The 19079-nt window shown below is 56.4% G+C and carries 18 protein-coding genes and 1 pseudogene; 2 read left to right on the top strand and 17 right to left on the bottom strand.

Features of this window, described 5'->3' with window-relative positions:
- Together ACYQ6M_RS29810 and ACYQ6M_RS29805 are read left to right on the top strand one after the other, a co-directional pair.
- On the top strand, positions 1-1656 hold a 1656-nt coding region (locus ACYQ6M_RS29810; protein WP_460077547.1), incomplete at its 5' end, for a type I secretion system permease/ATPase.
- A 2-nt stretch (positions 1657-1658) separates the two neighbouring features.
- Entirely contained in the window at positions 1659-2993 is a 1335-nt protein-coding gene (locus ACYQ6M_RS29805) for an HlyD family type I secretion periplasmic adaptor subunit (RefSeq protein WP_460077545.1), read from the top strand.
- A 109-nt stretch (positions 2994-3102) separates the two neighbouring features.
- On the opposite strand, the gene ACYQ6M_RS29800 is transcribed toward ACYQ6M_RS29805, so the two are convergent.
- The 17 genes and pseudogenes from ACYQ6M_RS29800 to ACYQ6M_RS29720 all read right to left on the bottom strand — a co-directional run.
- The gene (locus ACYQ6M_RS29800; RefSeq protein ID WP_460077543.1) at positions 3103-3414 is read right to left on the bottom strand and encodes a contact-dependent growth inhibition system immunity protein; all 312 of its coding nucleotides are present in this window, start codon (positions 3412-3414) and stop codon (positions 3103-3105) included.
- A complete protein-coding gene (locus tag ACYQ6M_RS29795) occupies positions 3411-4211 on the bottom strand; it encodes an RNase A-like domain-containing protein (protein ID WP_460077541.1) in 801 nt (266 codons plus the stop codon). Before ACYQ6M_RS29795 ends, ACYQ6M_RS29800 begins: the two co-directional genes overlap by 4 nt.
- Before the next feature lie 54 nt (positions 4212-4265).
- Positions 4266-5216, bottom strand: a complete 951-nt coding sequence (locus ACYQ6M_RS29790) for an SH3 domain-containing protein (RefSeq protein ID WP_460077539.1) — start codon at positions 5214-5216, stop codon at positions 4266-4268.
- 275 nt (positions 5217-5491) lie between these two features.
- Positions 5492-6559, bottom strand: coding sequence for a TraI/MobA(P) family conjugative relaxase (traI, locus tag ACYQ6M_RS29785; RefSeq protein WP_460077537.1), 1068 nt, complete (start codon positions 6557-6559; stop codon positions 5492-5494).
- Positions 6556-6888 carry a hypothetical protein gene (locus tag ACYQ6M_RS29780; protein ID WP_460077536.1) on the bottom strand — a complete coding sequence of 111 codons (333 nt, stop codon included), beginning with the start codon at positions 6886-6888 and terminating at the stop codon, positions 6556-6558. Before ACYQ6M_RS29780 ends, traI begins: the two co-directional genes overlap by 4 nt.
- On the bottom strand, positions 6885-8096 hold the full coding sequence (locus ACYQ6M_RS29775) for a DUF5710 domain-containing protein (RefSeq protein WP_460077535.1): 1212 nt from the start codon (positions 8094-8096) through the stop codon (positions 6885-6887). Before ACYQ6M_RS29775 ends, ACYQ6M_RS29780 begins: the two co-directional genes overlap by 4 nt.
- Before the next feature lie 53 nt (positions 8097-8149).
- Entirely contained in the window at positions 8150-8350 is a 201-nt protein-coding gene (locus ACYQ6M_RS29770; protein WP_454611124.1) for a hypothetical protein, read from the bottom strand.
- Entirely contained in the window at positions 8347-10200 is a 1854-nt protein-coding gene (locus tag ACYQ6M_RS29765; RefSeq protein ID WP_460077533.1) for a type IV secretory system conjugative DNA transfer family protein, read from the bottom strand. Before ACYQ6M_RS29765 ends, ACYQ6M_RS29770 begins: the two co-directional genes overlap by 4 nt.
- A gap of 6 nt (positions 10201-10206) precedes the next feature.
- Entirely contained in the window at positions 10207-11163 is a 957-nt protein-coding gene (locus tag ACYQ6M_RS29760; RefSeq protein WP_460077531.1) for an ATPase, T2SS/T4P/T4SS family, read from the bottom strand.
- A gap of 71 nt (positions 11164-11234) precedes the next feature.
- Positions 11235-13715 (bottom strand): hypothetical protein, encoded by a 2481-nt coding sequence (locus ACYQ6M_RS29755; protein ID WP_460077529.1) that lies wholly within the window; start codon positions 13713-13715, stop codon positions 11235-11237.
- A gap of 10 nt (positions 13716-13725) precedes the next feature.
- Complete coding sequence (locus tag ACYQ6M_RS29750; protein ID WP_460077527.1) at positions 13726-14826, bottom strand: TraB/TrbI/VirB10 family type IV secretion system protein; 1101 nt, start codon at positions 14824-14826, stop codon at positions 13726-13728.
- Positions 14827-14828: 2 nt separating this feature from the next.
- Positions 14829-15815, bottom strand: coding sequence for a TrbG/VirB9 family P-type conjugative transfer protein (locus ACYQ6M_RS29745; RefSeq protein ID WP_460077525.1), 987 nt, complete (start codon positions 15813-15815; stop codon positions 14829-14831).
- Positions 15812-16531 (bottom strand): VirB8/TrbF family protein, encoded by a 720-nt coding sequence (locus ACYQ6M_RS29740; protein ID WP_460077523.1) that lies wholly within the window; start codon positions 16529-16531, stop codon positions 15812-15814. The genes ACYQ6M_RS29745 and ACYQ6M_RS29740 overlap by 4 nt, the downstream gene beginning before the upstream one ends.
- A complete protein-coding gene (locus ACYQ6M_RS29735; protein WP_187306661.1) occupies positions 16531-16698 on the bottom strand; it encodes a hypothetical protein in 168 nt (55 codons plus the stop codon). The genes ACYQ6M_RS29740 and ACYQ6M_RS29735 overlap by 1 nt, the downstream gene beginning before the upstream one ends.
- A gap of 44 nt (positions 16699-16742) precedes the next feature.
- Entirely contained in the window at positions 16743-17762 is a 1020-nt protein-coding gene (locus tag ACYQ6M_RS29730; protein ID WP_460077520.1) for a type IV secretion system protein, read from the bottom strand.
- Positions 17763-17764: 2 nt separating this feature from the next.
- Complete coding sequence (locus ACYQ6M_RS29725) at positions 17765-18586, bottom strand: TrbJ/VirB5 family protein (protein ID WP_460077518.1); 822 nt, start codon at positions 18584-18586, stop codon at positions 17765-17767.
- Positions 18568-19079 (bottom strand): annotated as a pseudogene (locus ACYQ6M_RS29720) (VirB4 family type IV secretion system protein); the annotation flags it as partial. The gene ACYQ6M_RS29725 and the pseudogene ACYQ6M_RS29720, both read right to left, overlap by 19 nt.

The following is a 19079-nucleotide window of genomic DNA, read 5'->3' as shown; positions in this document are numbered from 1 at the left end:
GGCGTCGCGCTCGTCAGTTTTGTCATCAACATCCTGATGCTGACCGGACCTGTCTTCATGCTTCAGGTCTATGACCGGGTGCTTGCCAGCGGATCCATTCCGACACTTGTGGCGATCGGTGCGCTGGCCATAGTGCTCTATGCTTTTTACGGCCTTCTTGAGGGTGTGCGCAGCAGGCTCTTGGCCCGGTTGGGGCAGCGAGTCGATGCGAGACTGTCCGGGATCGTCTACCGCATCTCGAATGTCCTTCCTGTACGCCTGGGACGCAAGGCCGCCAAACTGCGTCCGGTGCAGGATCTGGATACGGTAAGGCAATTCCTGTCCGGACCTGGGCCCGCGGCTATTTTCGATATTCCATGGCTGCCGCTGTATCTCGGGATCGTGTTTCTGTTTCACCCGGTCCTTGGGTTTGTGGGGCTTGGCGGCGCTTTGGTGATCGTTGTCCTGATCGCCTTGAATGAACTGATGTCCAGGACGCCGGCACAAGAAGCCGCCAGCCATGCAGGGCGCCGCTCCGCCGATGTGGAAATCGGGCAGCGCAATTCCGAGGTCGTTGCCGCTATGGGCATGCAGGATGCCCTGACATCCAGGTGGGAGACGCAGAACGGCAACTATCTGGAAACCCAGCGGCGGGCTGCCGATCGTACAGGTTTGTTCGGTACAGCGATCAAAACCATCCGCTTCATTCTCCAGTCAGCCATTCTTGGTGTCGGTGCGTGGCTGGCGATCAAGCAGGAAATTACACCTGGCGTCATGATTGCCTCTTCCATCATGACCTCAAGAGCACTGTCGCCTATCGAGCAGGCTGTCTCCCAATGGCGCGGGTTTGTTGCCTGCCGCCAATCTCTAAGGCGTTTGCGTGAGGTTTTGTCGGTTGCCGAGACCGAGGCCGACAAGATGGATCTGCCGTTGCCGACAAAGAAGATTTCCGTTGAGCAGGTGTTTTGCGGCCCATTCGGTGAGATCGTGCCCTTTGTCCAAGGTGTATCGCTCGACCTTGAGGCCGGGGAGGGCCTTGGAGTGATCGGTCCTTCCGGATCCGGCAAATCTACTTTTGCGCGGGCGCTGGTGGGCGCTCTCGCGCCACTCAAGGGTGTCATCCGTTACGACGGGGCCGAGCTTGGCCAGTGGCCGAGCGCGAAACGCGGAGAGTTCATTGGCTATCTGCCTCAGGATCTTCAGCTCTTTGATGGCACCATCGCCGACAACATTGCCCGGTTCCGAACAAATGCATCGCCTGACCTCATCATTGAGGCGGCACAGCTGGCGGATGTGCACGATCTGATCGTCGGCCTTCCGGAAGGCTACAACACTGTTATTGGCCGCAGCGGCCGCATGCTGTCAGCCGGGCAGCGGCAACGCATCGCCCTGGCTCGGGCACTTTATGGCAATCCCTTCCTTATCGTTCTGGATGAACCGAATTCCAACCTGGATGCAGAAGGCGACGGAGCCCTGTCGGGCGCCATCAAGGCCATGCGGGACAAGGGATCCATTGTCGTCGTGATCGCCCATCGTCCAAGCGCAATTGCAACGGTCGACAAGATCCTTTGCCTGAAAGACGGCAAGATGGTCGGGTTCGGACCGAAGGACGAAGTGCTCAAGCAAGTGGTCCAGCCTGTCCCCAACACGCGCACCAGTGTTGGTGCGAGGGGATGACGATGTCTGATCAGATCGAGGTTTCAGAGCAAACCAGCTCTAGCTCTACCAACGCCGACGACATGCTGCGTCACACAGTGCGCAATCACATGCTGTTTGCGCTCCTATTGACCATCGTCATCATCGGCGGGATCGGTGGCTGGGCAGCCTTTACAGAAATCTCCGGAGCGGTTGTGTCCTCCGGCACAATTGTCGTTGAGAGCAACATCAAACAGGTCCAGCACCGGGAAGGCGGAATTGTTCGTGATATCCGCGTGAAAAATGGTGACGTTGTTGAGGCCGGGGATCTTTTGATCAGACTGGACGACACGGTGACCCGCGCCAATCTCGCAGTCGTCACGAAACAGTTGACTGACCTGACTGCCCAGGAACTGCGCCTCGCGGCGGAACGAGATGACTTGCGAACGATTGAATGGCCTGAACAGCGGATCGCCAGTCTTGGTGACGTTGAAAGAGGTCAGCAGCTTCTACTGGAAGCCCGGCAAAATTCCAAGGAAGGCCGAAAGAACCAGCTTGAAGAGCAGATCCGTCAGTTCAACAAGCAGACCGAAGGCCTCGAAGCGCAGGTTGCCGCGAAGACATCAGAAATTGAACTGATCGGGGAAGAACTTGGCGATCTCGGTGGCCTTCTGGACAAGCAGCTCGTCTCAAAGAGCCGCGTAACGGCGCTTCGCCGCGAAAAGGCGCGTCTGGACGGGGAATATGGAGACCTGATTGCGCAGATTGCGCGCACCAGGGAAGCGATCAGCGAACGGCATATCCAGATCCTTCAAATTGAGGAAACCTATCGGGCCGAGGTCCTGGAAAACCTGCAGGAAGTCCGCTCCCGCATCGCGCAGCTTGAAGAACAGAAGATCGCAGCAGAAGACGAACTGACCCGTGTCGATATTCTGGCCCCGCGCAACGGCTATGTTCACCAGCTCGCCGTCCACACGATCGGTGGTGTCATTGCTCCCGGTGAAACCATCATGCAGATTGTGCCACGTGAAGACCAACTCATCGTGGAAACTCAGGTTCGTCCGGTCGATATCGATCAGATGTCCCCAGGCCAACACGCGAGGGTTCGCTTTCCCAGCTTCGATCAGCGAACAACGCCGGAACTGAATGCGGAGCTGCTGACCATCTCCGCAGATTTGAACCAGGACGAGCGAACGGGCATGAGTTTCTACGTTGCCCGGCTTGTTATCGATGAGAGCGAACTCACCAAACTTGGTGACCAGACCCTCGTGCCGGGCATGCCTGTCGAGACGTTCCTGCAGACCGGTGACAGGACTGTGCTCAGCTATCTAGTGAAACCAATCCGCGACCAGATTGTTCATGCTTTGCGGGAAAGGTAGTGACCTTTGGCTCTTGGCCTCCCCAGTTCGACTTAGGATCCGTCGCCAACTGAAACGCTAGTCAGCGGTCTGTTGGAAAGGCTTGAGTGTTCCAAAATCCGACCAAATTTTATCGGGATAGAGATTCTTCAATTAGAAACTCAATATCTCGCACGAAGGAATCTGATTTGATACGAAGTTCTTCGATATTCACTTCTGGATTGAATTCTTCAATAAATTTCTCATCGACTGGCATGCCTGAAAATTCCGTTACGCACATTCTATTAAAACAACGTATTTCATTGAGTAATTTTTGCCTTTCTTCGATACTTGCCTCTACGTAATATGCTTCAATTATTGATCTTAGGTCGCTGCCAATCAAATAAATGTCTTGATTGATCCAACAGTCTACAAAATTTTTGATTTCTGGATATCTTGTCATGGGATCGGGAACGAAGTTAGAATAAAATAAAGTTTATCTCCTTGTATTTCTCGTCGCAACACCACTCGTACTTTCGTGAATTTTTCTGGATTTTTTATTGAACGTCTAACGCCCAAGCCAACTTCTTTTCCGACGTCTAGGTCAAAGGCCTTGCGCGATGAGCTGCCGCCTTTGGCCCATTCCATTATTTGCTTGCGGTTCTTTTGCAGGCACTTAGACACAAATATCTCAGCTTCTGATAGATTTCGAAACGAGGAGACGGTATTGAGCTGCTTTGATGTTTCTAGTCTTTCGAGCAACTCATCAAAAGATTTTCCGACATGCTCTTTAATTGTGTGTCCGCCTTTTGCCTCGGCTATTTCTAACGATATTCTACCAGATCGAACGGCGGCTATTCGAGCAAGACCAGCGAACCCCGCCACAAGCGGCACTGTAAGGTCGACGTAATACCCAACGTTTTTAGCTGTATCTTCATTTGCACCCGCGAGTTTGGCGAAAGCAGTCGCAGCTTCTGCAGTCAGTGTGACAGTACTCTTCCCGGTCCATATAGAATAAGCACCGGCTTGGACTGTATCAGCACCGTGTAGCACCAGCGCCCCACCGGCAATTTTTGTGATTGTCACGTCGGGAACGCCAAACAGGGCTACACCGCCTGCAATTTCAGCAAGCCCGAATATTGAATTAACAACGCCCCAAAGGCGATTAGAAGCAGCCCCGCTTGAGTCTATAGTTTCCTCTTCAAGAATAGCTGCAAGTTGGATTGGTGTAAGAACAATTTCAATACCATCGTTTTGCACTAATTATTCTCCAAAATTGCAATGTCTAATATCGGAAAACCCAAAGCAGTTTCATTAATTTCTTGCTCGGTAGTCTGCGATCATTGTTTTTGTTACATCCCGAACGAAGCAAAGAGGGGAGGCACCGCCTGGTCTGGAATAAGCACTGCGTCCACCGCATCGGCTGCCGTTGCGAGCCCTGTTATAGGGACAAGGGCAATTGCCCTGGTAATAGGCGAGTGAACGCTCAATCAATATTTTAGCAATCTGACTGTCGGACAGGGCGGGGTTAGGTTTGCTTGTTAGTTTCGTCGGTTTATGTTGGTCAACGGTTTGGTAGGCATCCGGCTTCGGGGTGAGATATGTAGCAAACACCCAACCCTGATAACGTTCACCTCTAAGGTACGCCCAACCATTTTCCCGACCAATTACAAATACCTTTTCATTGTCTTTCAGCGTCCAAATTACCTTATGACTTTTGGAGGGACCGCTCCGAACATTGAGCCGTGTTGCATCCACATACATAGTCTCCGTTGCAAATTTGGTATTGCCCGTGTCCGTTGGAGGATTTTCCTCGTTTCGTAATGGCAATGCCGTGACTTTAGGTTTTGGTGGTTCAGTCTGCTGTGTTCCTGGAGATAGCAAATTAAGATCGGGCTTTTTTGCAGCGGCAATCTCATGCCCATTCTTCTTTAGTTGAGCTGGTTCCTGCAACCCGACGATGGCGACTGTTCCAGCAACCAGTACTCCGAAGGAGATCGTCAGAGTTTTCTTCGCCCGCACCCGTAAGCGGGGCATGATCATCATGAAAAGCGAAGCCACTAGGCCGCCGAGCGATATTAGGACAGCGAGGGCTGCGCTACTCAAAATTCCCGCAGAAGAACCAAATGAGACCAGAAAGGACAACCCGGAGAGAGCGAACGCCCACTTGGCGCAGGAACGCCAATTCCGAACAGCAAACATGACCAAGCCGGCTATGAGCGAAAGCAGCATGCTTAGCGCAGATAGCTCGACAACAGCGTCCATACGCCTCCCTCCGGTCTAGACCTCTAAACAGCTTAGCTGGGGTCCACTGAATTTCAACTATTCCGATAACGTGAATTGTATGAGCAACCACTTTTTCAAGGCGCGATCAAACGCCTGCGGTCATGAGGAACAATAACAGTAAGCTAGTAAGGAAGGAGAGTTCGATTAATCGCTTGATATTTATGGCCATCGGCAGACAGAAGCCATGGATAATGGGATGCAAGTGGACAAGGATCGTACGAGGTAGAGGCATTAGCAATGGGAAACGATTGCTGTCATCGGGACATCCCTTTCGATTTGCGGGACCTGATTTGACGGGTGCGGATCTTTTGCGGGGTCTTTCCGCTGATGATTTGCAGGTATGATTTCTGCAGCTCGAGCGCTTCGCGGGCTTCGGCATCGACACCGGCCTGTTGCTCCAGAAACCGGCGCCAGGACACCCGCTTGCCGGTGTGACCTCCGGTCATGCGTTTCCAGGCGGGATGTCGTTCGAGGCGTGGATCGAGCGGTCGGCGGCGATATTTGGTTTTGGGCTTTGTCCGATCAAAGAGCCGGTCCTGTTTGCGATAAGGGCCGTACTTGTCTTCAAGGTTCTTTTTCGAAAACAGCCGATCAACGGCGCTGGCTTTTTCCATGGTGCCGGTGCCGATGTCGCGGAACACGAACCCGGCTCCGCGCCGGCGAAGTTCGACGCCGTAGAGGGCAAAGCCCTCATGCAATTCTTCCCAGGATCCCGCATCACGATTGATCGTAAGCAGCTCGCTCTTGTGGTCTTTGAGAAATCCGGAAAAGGATTGCTCCCACGAGTTTGCTTCCTTGTCCCGGGCCTTCCGGTTTTCCCGCTCATTATCCTGTCCGCGGCCCTGGACCACTTCCAGTCCGTGTTTCTTTTCCAGCTCGGCGGCGGTCTTCTGCAAGATCTGGAAATCGCGAAACGGGGTGTGCATCCGGAAGGTTTCCGGATGCACAAGATTGAACTGGATATGCATGTGGAAGTTTTCAGTATTGATGTGGGTGCCGACCACGCGCTGATGATCTTCCAGTCCGAGCGCTTTGGCGAACTCAGTCTCAATGTCCTTCAGAACATCGATGTTGGGCTTTTCACCTTCGGCAAATGACACCACCAGGTGGTAGTTCGGATCTGACTTGCTGCGAGAATTCAAGGCCTGCGTCGCGCGGATCTCCGCGATGGCCGTGTCCAGGTCATCGATGCCGTCGCCGGCCTTGCAGTTGGAAAGCCAGAACTGATCGAGCTTTTCGCCCTTCTCTTTGGCGCTGGCGATGTATTTGGCGAGCGCGGCCGCGCCTCTCGCGCGCTTGATCGCCGTTTTCTTGGCGATCATGATTGGAGCTCCGCAATCCGAGCTTTGATCTCGGCCTGCGTCTTGCGGATCTCCCCCAGAAGCGTTTGCATTTGACGGCCGACGTGACCGTCAACGGTCTCGTTCAAGCCTTTCAAGAGCAGGTTGCCCAAACGCGCCTGGTCTGCGTTCACGGACAACAGGTGCAAAATCATTTGATCTTTCGACCTGTCCGGAAACCTACCGCTTTCCAGAACACGTTCGACAACGCGCGAAGCAGAAAGCTTCGTGCGTTTCGCATGGGTCATGATGCGCTCGTGGAGATCCGGTTTGATGTAGGCCTTCAACAGGACGCGCCGGGGTTTTTTCACCGGCTCATCTCCGGCTCACGGCCCAAACCTTTGTCCTTGCCTAAACAGCGGGCGTGCTCCCTCTGCATTTGCACAAAGGAATCTCGCAGCGCCGTAAGCAGGCCTTTTTCACCGCGAAGCTGTTTCAGGTCGTTCCAGTCAGTTGCCCCGCGCTCCTTTTCGGCTGGCGTAAAACTCGGAGCCAGCACCTTGCCGCCAACCGCCTCGGCGGCGCGTTGCGCGCACTTCAGGCCCTTGTTGGGCAGGGGCGGATTTCTGTTCGGCAAATGATGATCGTCATCGGCTGCGATCAGAAGATTTGCTTTCGGGAACTTCTCTCGAACGGCCTTCGCGGTGGCAACAAGGTTGTCACCATCAAAGGCAACGGCGGTCGGCAGATTGGTCGCCTTATGAACATCCGCACCGGTTGCGTAGCCCTCGCCGATTATGATGGTCAGTTTGTCGCCTTTGTCTCGGCCGTTTTCCAGATCCTTGCTCGGGTCAATCGTGTGAAAGAGCCCTTCTTTTCGGCCATGCTTCAGGTAGATCTTTTCATCGCCGACAAACTGCAGGGACCAGATGCGGCCGTTTTCGTCGCGCAGCGGCACGACCATGCGGCCATCGTCGGCCACTTTCACGCCATAGCCGCGAACGTTCTTCCGGGCGAGGTAAGGGCAATTTTCGGGGGTGGCCCAGGACTTCAGGTTCGTCCAGATTCCAAAGGCCCGTTTGGCTGTCGCTTCCTGTTCGGTAGCTCTCACGCGCTCGCGGTTCTCGCGGTTCTGCGCGGCTTCGGCGACAAGGCGTTGCTTTTCTTGCTGTGTCAGGCCATCCCCTTTGGAGATCCACTGCAAGGGCACATCGTCGCCCTTGAAGTTCTTGAACTGGCCGTTCGGAACACCATCCAGAAAGCCGCGATAGCTGGCGTTGGTTTCCTTGCCATCGCCGGTGAGCGCAATGCGGTGCCATTTCCCGTCCATTTCCGGAAGACCCTGCAACTCCGCGCCGTTTTCGCGCAGGAACTTACCGAAGGCAGTGCGCGGATCCTCGCGGGGGTGCTCCTGCTGGTTTTCCGGAAGGAACTGTTTCAGCGCCTCCGGAACCTCTGTGCCTTTTGCGAACCAGGCCTTGGCTTTCTTGTCCCAGATAGCACCGGCTTCATCTGCGACCGTGCGCTGCTCATAAGGAACGGCCAGGTAGGTTTTTTGAATGGGTTGTTTGTCAGCCATGGCGAAAAACTCCTTGAACGAAAGCGGGGAAGAAACTTGATGTGCTGTGGCGGTCAGTCGAGGAACACGCCATCGACCTCGGCAGGGCCGGCATAGGCGCTGGTGTCTTTCGGCCAGAGCTCAACGCCATCGGTGTTGATGACCGTGATGTTGCGAAGCGGGGAATTGTCGGTGAGGTAGCCACCGACGATGTCGATATCGCCAAACTCCTCGTGGATCTTGAGAAGGATCTGGACTGCTCTGCTGATCTTCATGAGGAAGCCTTTCTGCTGGACGACGGGAGAGAAGGAATTGAAGTGGGGGAAGCGAGCGGGATTTTTGCCCGGGCCTGAAGGTCTTCGTTCTGAAAGTAGAGAACCTGGCGGCCATAGATGGCCGGACGCCCGGCCACAAAAATCAGCATGTCGCCGGCGCGGGTGACCTTGCCGCCGGCCCCTGTCTGGATCCCCGGCAACGACATGCATTCGTCCGGGGTGAGAAGCGGCCGGGCCACCTCCATCAAGGTTTCGGAATAGTTCGTCCCGATTTTCCCGGTGGTGTGGCTGGCTGATGTCTTTTTCTGAACGAGCGTGGTCTTACCGGCCATGTCCGACAGAACCCGCGCTGTTTCCATCGTGTTCGGTGCATAGGCAATCCGGACATGGCAGTTGGAAACAATCGACTGTTCGCGGCCGTAAGTTTTCTGGAGCTGCGTGAGGTCCTGAACGATGACAAAGGCTTTCAGGCCGTAGCCCGCCATGAAGGCAATCGCCTTTTCAAAAATCTCCAGCTTGCCGACTGACGTAAACTCGTCGAGCATCAAGAGCATGCGGTGTTTGTAATGCTTGACGGAACGGCCATCCTCGAACGCCATGTGAGAGGTAAGGCGGGTGAGGAACTGGTTGAGTAGAATCCGCACCAAGGGCCGCAGCCGGGCAATGTCAGAAGGCGGGATGACGATATAAAGGGTTGCCGGCTTGTCGCCGTTCATCAGGTCGGTGATGCGGAAATCGGATTCCGATATGTTGCGGGCCACAATCGGGTCGCTGTAAAGCGCGAGCTGAGACGTGCCGGTGGAGTGAACGCCGGAGCGCTCGTTGCTGGACCGCTTGCGCATACGGGCCGCGCCAAGACGCACTTCGTCATTGACGACTGCGCGGCCGTGCTCATAGCGCTCCATGTCCTTCAGGAGCCGGTCAAAACTGTCGTCTTCCTCGCCATCCTTTTGGCCGAACGCGGCTTTTGCTGCCGCTGCCACGGCCTGTTCGCTGATGGACTTTGGATCCTCGTCGTCACCGATCGACATGAACGCGCGCACGTCTGCGAGTGTCGCGGTGCGGTTTTCTGATTTTTTGATCCGGTAAAGGACATGCAGGATCGCGGTGCAGAGCCAGCCGTAGCCTTCCTGCATCCAGAAATCTTTCAGGCCGGTGCCGTCCGGATCGATGATCATGATGGCGATGTTCTGGCAGTCAGCTATCTCGTGGTCGGTTCCGATCCGAACTTCCGCCAAGGGATTGTATTTGACCGATCCGCGGTCTGCGGCCGGATCGAAACGATAGATCCGCTGGCCCTGGCCCGCTCGCCAGCCAGCGGTCAAAGCGTAGTTCTCGCCCTTGATATCGAGGACGAGCGCGGATTCTTCCCAGGAGAGCAGAGTGGGAAGGACCAGGCCGACGCCCTTACCTGAGCGGGTAGGGGCAAAAGCCAAAACATGCTCCGGGCCATCGTGGCGAAGCATCTTGACGCCTCGCCGCGTCGGCCAGCCGCCAACGACGACGCCGGTTTCCGACAGAAGGCCGCTTTCTTTCACGTCCCGGGTTTCAGCCCAACGGGCCGTGCCGTGGATGTCCTTTTGCTTCCGCCCGCCAAAGATCGTTTCCGACCTGGCACCTGACGAGACGATTGCCCCGGTCAGGATCAGAATAAGAAAGGTGCCAAACCCGGCATAGGCAGGCTGAAGAACTTCGGTCGGAAATCCGCGGGCCTGCCGCCAGAAATCCAGAAGCCACTGCCACCAAGCGGGCTGAAGGGGATTGAAACCAAGCGTGTAGTACCACCCGGTCAGCGTCACGCCGACGAGAGCACTAAATGCCAGAACGGCAAACAAGCGCATCAGATGCATGACTGATCACGCAGCCTCGACGCTCATAGCCTGGCGGTCACGCAGCACGTAAACGTCATTTTTCATCTCGTAGATATCGGAGATAAAACGCTGTCCTTTCGGATCACGTTTGATGTGGACCACCAGATCGACAAGACGGCGCATGAACGTCTCTGCGTCGGGCAAGGTCTGACCGGCCGCGTTTATGTTCTCCTGGAATCGTGCGGGAACCAGCTCGGCGCTTTCAGCATGCACGGTGCACATCCAACCACGCGCGCCAGTGTTCAGAACGTTGAGCGCGGCGAAGGCATTCTGAGTGGAGATTTCGCCGAACAGAATATTGTCCGGAGAGATACGCATCTTGTGATCGTAGAGCTGCTGCCAGGTCCGCAGGCCTGCGCCTTGTGCGGTATCGCGCGCTGCCAGCAAGGACACTCCGTTATAGAACCTGCTGACTTCCAGTTCAGGGGTATCTTCCGCACTGACGACGCGCCGGTCATCAGGCAGATAGGACAGGAGATTGTTGAGCAGCGTGGTCTTGCCGGTATTGGTCGATCCGGAGATTGCAATGTTGCGCTGCTGATCGAGAGCGGATTTGAGATAGTCGATCATGCCGGCGGACAGACCCATATCTTCCAGCGTGATCTTGTGAGGATGTTTGCAACGGATCGCCAGCGACAGACCGGAGACAACCGAATTGCCGATCAGGCATTCGAAGCGGTGACCGCCCGGCAGAACCGTTGAAAGCTGCGGTTTGGATGTGGGGTCAAATTCCAGACCCTTCATATTTGCCAAGGCCCGGCAGATGGTCTTGATCCTGTGCAGGGTCAAAGCCGGTTCATCGACTTCGGCGATGCGGTTTGCCAGATCACGGCGCTCCACGATCAACTTGCCCGGTGCCTTGGTCCGGACTTCGACAACATCGCTCGCTGCATAGTGCCTGGACAGCGGCTCAAGGATCTTTTCGAGGAGAACCTGGGACATGGGTTCGACCTTTCGAAACTGGAACAAACGGGAAGGGAAGAAGGGCAGGGGCTAGCCCCTGCCCAAGTGGGTTAGCCGCAGGCAGCAGAGCCGGAGCGCTGCTTTTCCTTCACACCGGTCCAACTGGTGTAAGACACCTTGCCGGTACCCGGTTCGGTGATCTTCAGCCGTTCCTCTTCACGGTCGATGAAGTAGAAATGGCAGACCTTTCCGTCGTTGTCGGCAAAGCTCGTGATACGCGCATTGCCGCCCTTGATCGTGATCCAGTAAGCGTCCTGGTGTTTGCGACGGGAATGGGACTGGCTGTCAGTGTTGGTCTTGAGAGAAAGTCTCCCGCGTTCCAACCAAGCCTTGATGCCCCACTTTTCATTCAGGCGGGTTTGACGAACCCTCTGGCAGAAATCGCCACCGTTAGCCACCGGCCCGTTGCCTTTCGGAACGCTGACCGTTGATCCATCCGGACGCTTGTAGATCGCAGTCCGGTTCGTCGGGATTTTCTGAATGCAGCCAGCGTAATAAGCCTTGTTCATGTCGGGCTGGTCTTCATTGCGAACAAACGAGTACGCAACTTCAGACGTGCCCGGCTGCAGCCAGGAAGTGGCAATCGTGTAAGACCTGCCGTTCACGTTGATCGACACGTCAACGAGCTGCTGCGCGCGCAAGCGGCCGTCATCATTCTTCCAGCCGTTCGGGCTGACGGAATGCGTGAAAGTCTGATCGTTGCGCTTGCAGCCGGTCACGTAGACGCGGCCTTGCCCTGGAACGTTGTAGAAGAAACGCTCCCGGCCATAGGAAACGCCAGCGGCCAGATCGTGGTCGAACGATGCCGCATCTTCGCAACCGTCCGTGGTTGCTTCGATGCCAAGCATCGCACTTTCATCAGGCTGACAACCGGCAATGACCTCTTCCCGGCTGTTGACGGTGATTTCGGTTCGATACTGACGAGCAGCCTGACCCTTTGCCATATCGACAATAGGGGCACAGACATCGATGCCGTTTTTCTCAAACACCCGGTTGTGCGTGTAGGTGGTGTCAGTGGTGATGCACGGGGACGCCTGGAAAAGCTGACCTTCGTACTCATAGGTCCACATCGCCATTTCGGAGGACGTACCGGCCCCGAAGTCATGACGCATGGAGCAGTTGGAAACATCGGCCGTCATCTGGATTGGTTCGATGGTTTCCGACTGAGCGCATTCGCGCACCGAAACCTCGACGCTATCGGCGTTGACGTAGGTCAGCGACGTGTTGACGACTGCCTTGCCCTGATCGAAATCGAAGTCGAACGTGCAGTTCTGTTTTTCAACGATCTCGAACGCCTTGTCAGCATCAGGCAAGCACTCGCTCACTTTGTGGCGCGACGCCTTGCCGTCCACATAAAAGAGCGAATATTGAGCCTGCGCGACGCCGGATTTCAGGTCGATAAAGTCTCCGCAAACGCCGTATTCGCGTTCCATCTGGAAGACCTTCTCTGAAGGCCCGCACTCACTGACAATCACCTTCTTGCCACCCCGGCCGCGATAGCTGAGCTGTGAAAGCATGGTGACTTCCTCCCCGGCGAAATCCAGATCCGGGGAACACGCATCGAAGTCCTCGTTGATCACATAGAACATCGACTGATCCGGCTGGCACGCAGCCAGGTCGAACCGCGCACCGCGATCGTCGTTGTAAAACGAGGCATATTGCGGGGTTGCCACAAGGTTGTCCCGATCAACGATGTCTTCGCAGACTTCGTAATTTTTCTGGATCGGGAAGACCACGCCGTTGGGTGCGCAAGCATCCGTCTCGGTGACAACACCGTCTTCCAACGTCTGGGACAACGATGTTTGACGTACGATCCCGGACACAAGGTCAATCTCGGGCTCGCAGCCATCCGTCGTCACATTATAAGTGACGTTCGGTTCACGATCTTCGTCCTCTTCCGGTTCCAGGCGGTCCGGGGTTTCATAGCCACCGGCGACCGGATTTTCCGAGTCGCCGCCGCCGGCCTCGTCCACGCTCGAATCGTCCTCGACGGTGTTTTCCTTGTCTTCAAGCTCCTGTTCGGGCTCTGCGGTTTCCTCGGTACCGGACAGGCGGGCAACCGCCTGAACGAACTCGGCTTCATCGCCATTTACGGAAATCGCTGTCGTCGGGAGAAGGCGGTTGCTTTCAACACCGAACTGACTGGTGAATTTATCGGCTTCCAGATCGACAAAGTCGGTGTCTTTCTTGAGCCGGGTGACAACCACCTGTGCGATTTCTTCACCGTTGACGCTGACTTTGCGAGTGAAGCCCTCGGCGGTGATCCCACTGATATCAACGGCCTCGGTCGTATTCGGCTGAGCGTTGAATTGCAGTTGGACCGGCACGGCACTGTCGGAAGACAATTCCGTCTCCAGAGCAGGCGACACGGTAAAGAGGTTCTCCTTAATCAGAACCTCCCCGGCTGCGGCACCCGATGTCTTGACCGAGACGGGGTTAACCGCTGGCACCGTCTGTGCCTGAGTGAGTGCGGTCGATGACGCCAGGACGAGCGCCATAAGGCCGCAAGACACTATTCTAGTGTATCGCATTCCAATCTCCTTAATTTTGGGGAGGGTCGGCGAGGTACCAGTCAAACTTCGGGCGCACCTGTACGCGGGTGCCCTGGGCTATCCGGATGACTGGTTTAAGGTCCACTGTGTCCTCAAGGAGGGCCGCAGTGATGGTTCCAATGTTCTCGCTGGCACCGGACAGGCCATTGGCGACAATATTGGAATTCGAACTGTCGATATTTTGGGTGCTGGACACGGCAGCTTCGACGGCCGTACCGATGCCGGTCGTCAAAATGGCTGAGCCGTATTTCTCCCAAAAGCGGGTGTTCACTTCACCGGAAAGCCCGGCATAGCCCTGGGCATCGCCGATATGGGCTTTGAGCTGATAAATCTCAGCGCGGCTTTCCCCGAGAAGAATGCGGCTGCAAGAGAACCCGACACGGGTCTGACCGACCTTATCGACCGAAGAATATTCGCAGATCATCCGCGAACCCTTCGGCACGAGCTTGGTCCGGCCGTGATAGCCGTAGACGTCCCGGCTCACCTGAACGACAACGGAACCGTTGTCGGCAAGCTGGCTGTTGATGCCGCTTTCCAGAATGCCCGTGATGTAACGGTCAGCCGTCAGAATACGGGTGTTGTCGACTGCACCGGTCGAATAGCGCGGCGTTGCCGAATAGCGATCGTTCTCCGGATCGATCCCCTCAGGCGGTGGAAACCCGGGCAGGTTCGCATTCATCGGGGCGGGGCGGTTACCGGCGTCGGAAAAGTCCCCGGTGATGTCGGCGCCAGCAAGCTCCGACTGCATCGCAGCGCGCTCTCTGAGAGCGGTTTGCAGCATCAGCTCGTATTCGGTCGGCTGTCGCGGTACCGCCTTCGGAGGTTCGATGTACTTGGTGACCGTCTGTGTCCGGACGACTTCTTTCGTCTCGACAACAGGTTTTTCGACTTCCCGAATGACCTCCTTTTCGATGATCACCGGGGGCATGGTGACCACCTTCGCTTGAACAGGCGGTTTTGGCGGCTCGGGCTTTTCGTAAGAGAAGACTGCCGGATCACTGGCGGGCAAACCGCGTGGATGAACAGGCTCCGGCTCACAGGCACCGCCAAAGGTCAGGCCGAGCGCCAGCAGGATCTCGCAGACGGCCATGCTCACTTGCCTCCCGTGTACTGGATGCACATGAAGGACTGGCCGGACTTGAGGGTGATCAGGCGGTGAGTGGACTCGACAATGAAGGTGGTGCCCTGGACGCGGGTATTGACCAGCTCGTCAATGCCATCGACCACGACATAGGCGGTCGGCAATTCCACGTCGTTCCACTTGTCGCCGAACTGAATGTACGTGAAATGATCGTCCCGGAAGACCTGCTCGGGCCGCAGTTTCTTGTCGCCCCAAAGCTTGTACTGGTTCCATCCGCGCAGCGCGCCCGGATCGAACTTCGCGGTTTGCAGGAAGTCCTTTGAGTTGTGAGTGGCAAGGGCTGTTTCCCCGCCACCGCCGATAGGGTTGCCCTTGCCATCGAACTCAACGAAAGACATGCCGGCGCTCTGCGGACCAATGATCCGGAAAGACACATCGGGAACGGACTTCGAGTTAATGCCTTCGGCGCGAAGGTAGAAGGAATACACGTCGCCATCTTCGGTGTAGACCAGCATCGAGCTATCGACACCGGCCCCGGTCGGCTTCACGGCAAGCGTGTTGTCCGACCGCTTCTTGACCTCAAAACGGGAACTGTCGCCCATATCGGCCGACTTGATCTTGACGCCCTTCGGCAACTGGATGGCGCTGACCATGTATTGCCTGAGGCGCACCTTGTAGACGCAGTCGCCACAGAAATTCTGGACGTGAATGCCCTGCTTTTTGCCGGGGCGGGACCAGGCTTCCTGGATCTGACCGCCGATGCTTTCGGGGCGGGCGAGGGGACCGAAGTTTCCGGCCGCCTGAGCTTGCGCCTGCGGCACGGAACCGACAGGAAGCGTTGAGTTGACAACCGAGTTGGCCGCAGCAACCCGCTGCGTCGGGGTCGTGTTCGTTGAGACGCTGCCAGGCGTTGCCGGACCTTGACCGAGAGGCGTTTGTGCGTGGGCAGCTCCAGTAATGGCAACGGCGGCGAAAAGGACAGAAAAACGGGCGATCATTTGGAAGCTTGCTCCTTGATGGACATGCCGAGGACGCGGATTCCAAGCGGGTTCTCGAACCGCTCGGCGGCAGTGACGTCATGGGGACGGGGGGTCATTTCCAGGAAGGCGCGCAGATGGCGGCGCTTCGGCTTTTCGCGGCCGATCCTGTCTGTCTGAAGAAACTCGACGACATAGAGATAGACGCCATCGTAGGCATCGACCTGATAGGCACCCTTGATCGTGATCGAGCGGTTGAGGCCGTCTTTGATCGCTTCTTCGATGACCGTTTTGTTGGTCTTCACATAGTCATTGAAGAAGTCCGGATCGGAGTACGTGCGGACTTCCTTGAACCGGGTGTTCTGGGTGGTGTCGTCAATGGTGAGGATCTGGTGCACATAGCGCCGGGCGAGCTTTTCGAGCATCAGCTCGAAGCCATCGACTTCCATGGAAATCGGTTCGACACGATAGATCCGGTCATCGCTCGGATCGGCACGCAGAAGCGCGATTTCGGTCTCCTTGAGCGGTACCAGCGACACAAGGGCCTGGATGCTCGCCACCACACAGATTGCCAGCGCGACATTCGTTCCAACCGACAGGCGCAACAGCCAGGCCATGCGCCGGTGAGCGGTTTTGTAGGCAAACGGATCCGCTTGCAGGATGTTGGCGTGCTTCGGCTCCGGCTTGACCTGCGGAACCGTCGCCGCATTGGACTTGGAACGAGAAATGAAAGCCATCAGGCGGCCTCCACCCATTCAAAGGAACTCGGCTCAAATTCGATTTCCGCGCAGGCGCAGGGTGATTTGCGCATCTTGTCGATGCCGTCCGGTTCAATCGGCATTTCCACCTGTGCGCAGCCGGAAACCAGCCAACCAAGGCACAAGACGAGTCTGAGGTGTTTCATGAAAGAAGACCCTTTGAGAGAGGAAGGAAGGGGGAGTTTGGCGACTACGAACCGCTGGAATCGATGATCCCGCCCGGAGCCGAACGCGAGGATTCCCAGGTTTTTCTGTGCATGAAGCCACCGACGCGACCGGCAGCCCCCGCCGCTGTTCGACCGGCAGAGGCACCGATGGCAGCCCCGCGAATGGCACCGGCAGACATGATCCCGGCTGACACGGTTCCAAGCATCGCGCTCGACACCTGACCGGCGATATTGACCGCCTCGGACATCAAGGCAGCACCAAGCCAACCCATAATCATGGCAAGCAGAAATTTGCCGCTGGTCAGGTCGATGTAGGCTTCTGGGTCAACCTCGGCATCAGCGGTAACGCCAAGACCTTTGACGCTGGCGATGACCAGCGAAAAAACCATCGTGACGCAGAGCATGGTGACGATAGAACCGATGATTGTCCGCACGCCGGCGCCGATCAAATTGCGGCCGAACGGGAAGGCAGCCATGCCAATGAGAAAGGGCGACACGCCCATTATGAGCGTGAGCCGGAAAAGAGAGACCGACGTGTGCGCGAGAAACAGAACAAGCAGAATGACGTAGGGCAACAGAAGCGCCACACCGTAGAAGGTGTTTACGATTTGCTTGCCCCAGCTTCCCGATCCCATGATTGTTGTGGCAATGTTGAAGACGCCACCAATCCCGGTCTCAACGGCCAGCAGCAGTGCATCGAGCCCGCTAAGTCCGCCGCCACCGCCGCCATCCATTAGCGCGCTGGACAGTCCGCCCATGACATTGACGCATGCGTCGAACACGTCACCGATCAAGCCACCATCGACACCCTTATAGACGCCGAAGCCAAGCACCATGAAGATGGCTTGTTTGAGCGCGCCCGCGAAGTCGAGCGTCCCCAAAAAGACCTGAATGCCAGCCCAGAGGACCCAAGCACCGACAAGGCTCAAGATGATCCCCTGAAACGGCCCATGAACCGCGTTAACGAGGGTCCCGAGGGTGCTATCGGCATGGGACTGATACGCAGAGAAAATCTCGCAGATATTGCAGGAGGAAGCCGCCATGGTTATTCGCTTCCTTCTTCATTGTATTTACGATCCTCGGCGACCTCGCTCATGATCGGGACGCCGTTGTTGAGGGCCTGGGACGCGTTGATCTTCAACATCTGTGCGAGGATTTGATTGGTCTGCGCGGTTGCGACGAGTTGAGCGACTTGGAGCTCAATCAACACCTGCAGGCGGGCGTTGACCGTCTCGGCGGTCTGGCCTGCGTTCTTGTATTCCTGGGCCGTCTCAAGGGTTTTGACAGCCGTCTCATGGGCTTCGTCCGACTGTGCAAGACCTTTGACCGTCGCATCCGTGATGGTCGCGATCCGGTTCTGACTGACTGACTTCTGGATCTTGGCTTTTTCTTCCCAGGTTCCCGCAGTGAGAGACTCCGGAGTGGCGACCAGGCCGGACTTGTAGGCATTACCCCGCTCGCAGATCGAGCCGAAGTCCACCTCGTCAAACTTGATGGACGGCATGAGCTGCTTGTAGTCGGGAATGAGACAGGCCATGTCCCCGGACACACTGGACGCAAGCGACTGGAAGTTCAGGGACGGAATGGAGAGATTTCCAAGTTCGCCGATGGATGAGAGCGTATCGCCCGCAATGCCCTGAACTTCCTTCAAGGTGTCGAGCTGGTCTGTGATGACCGAAAGGCTTTCCTTTGCGGTCGCAAGCTGGTCCTTGACGGTGCTGAGCTGTTCTTTGAGCGTCGTGAGCTGCTTTTGCGCTTCGGCGATGTTCTTCACATCGATGACAGCCATAGCGGCATGCGCCGGCGCATTGATCGACGTCGCCAGCATCAGACCGGCAACGAGCCTCATCAGAGTTTTGCAAGCCATTGGTCACCCCATTCCTGTTTGGTTTTTTCCAGTTCCTTGACCGCGGAAGGCCCTGACCGGTAGAAGCGCAAGGCGTCGCCCAGGCCCGACAGGTCCACGTCCAGAATCGTGCTTTCGTTGAAATTCGCGGCCTCGAAGCGCTTGACGACGAGCACCTGGCGCCCGCCCTTCATCTCGCCTTCGCCCTTGATGAAGGCGATCTGCTCGGGAGACAGATTGAAGGGTTCAAGGTTCTGGACCTTGGCCTGAGAGTTCGGCAGGAAGAACAAGGTCTGCGCGTTTTCGATCATGGCCGATGCGCCGTCGAACTCCAGCAGCGCACCCGGTTCCTGGAAGGCAAGGCCGACTAGCCCGTTGAGCTTGCGGTATTCCTGATACATTTCCCGGACGACCGAGCGGAAACCGTTGTTGCGTAAGAGGTTCGCCGCCTCATCGATGAAGATGGAAAAACCGCCTTCGCCGTGTTTCGCGGCTGCGGAAATCGCAGCGGAGA

The organism is Roseibium sp. ROS1, assembly GCF_054658215.1.
Note: the sequence above shows the minus strand (reverse complement) of the source record. Positions and strands in the feature narration are given on the sequence as shown.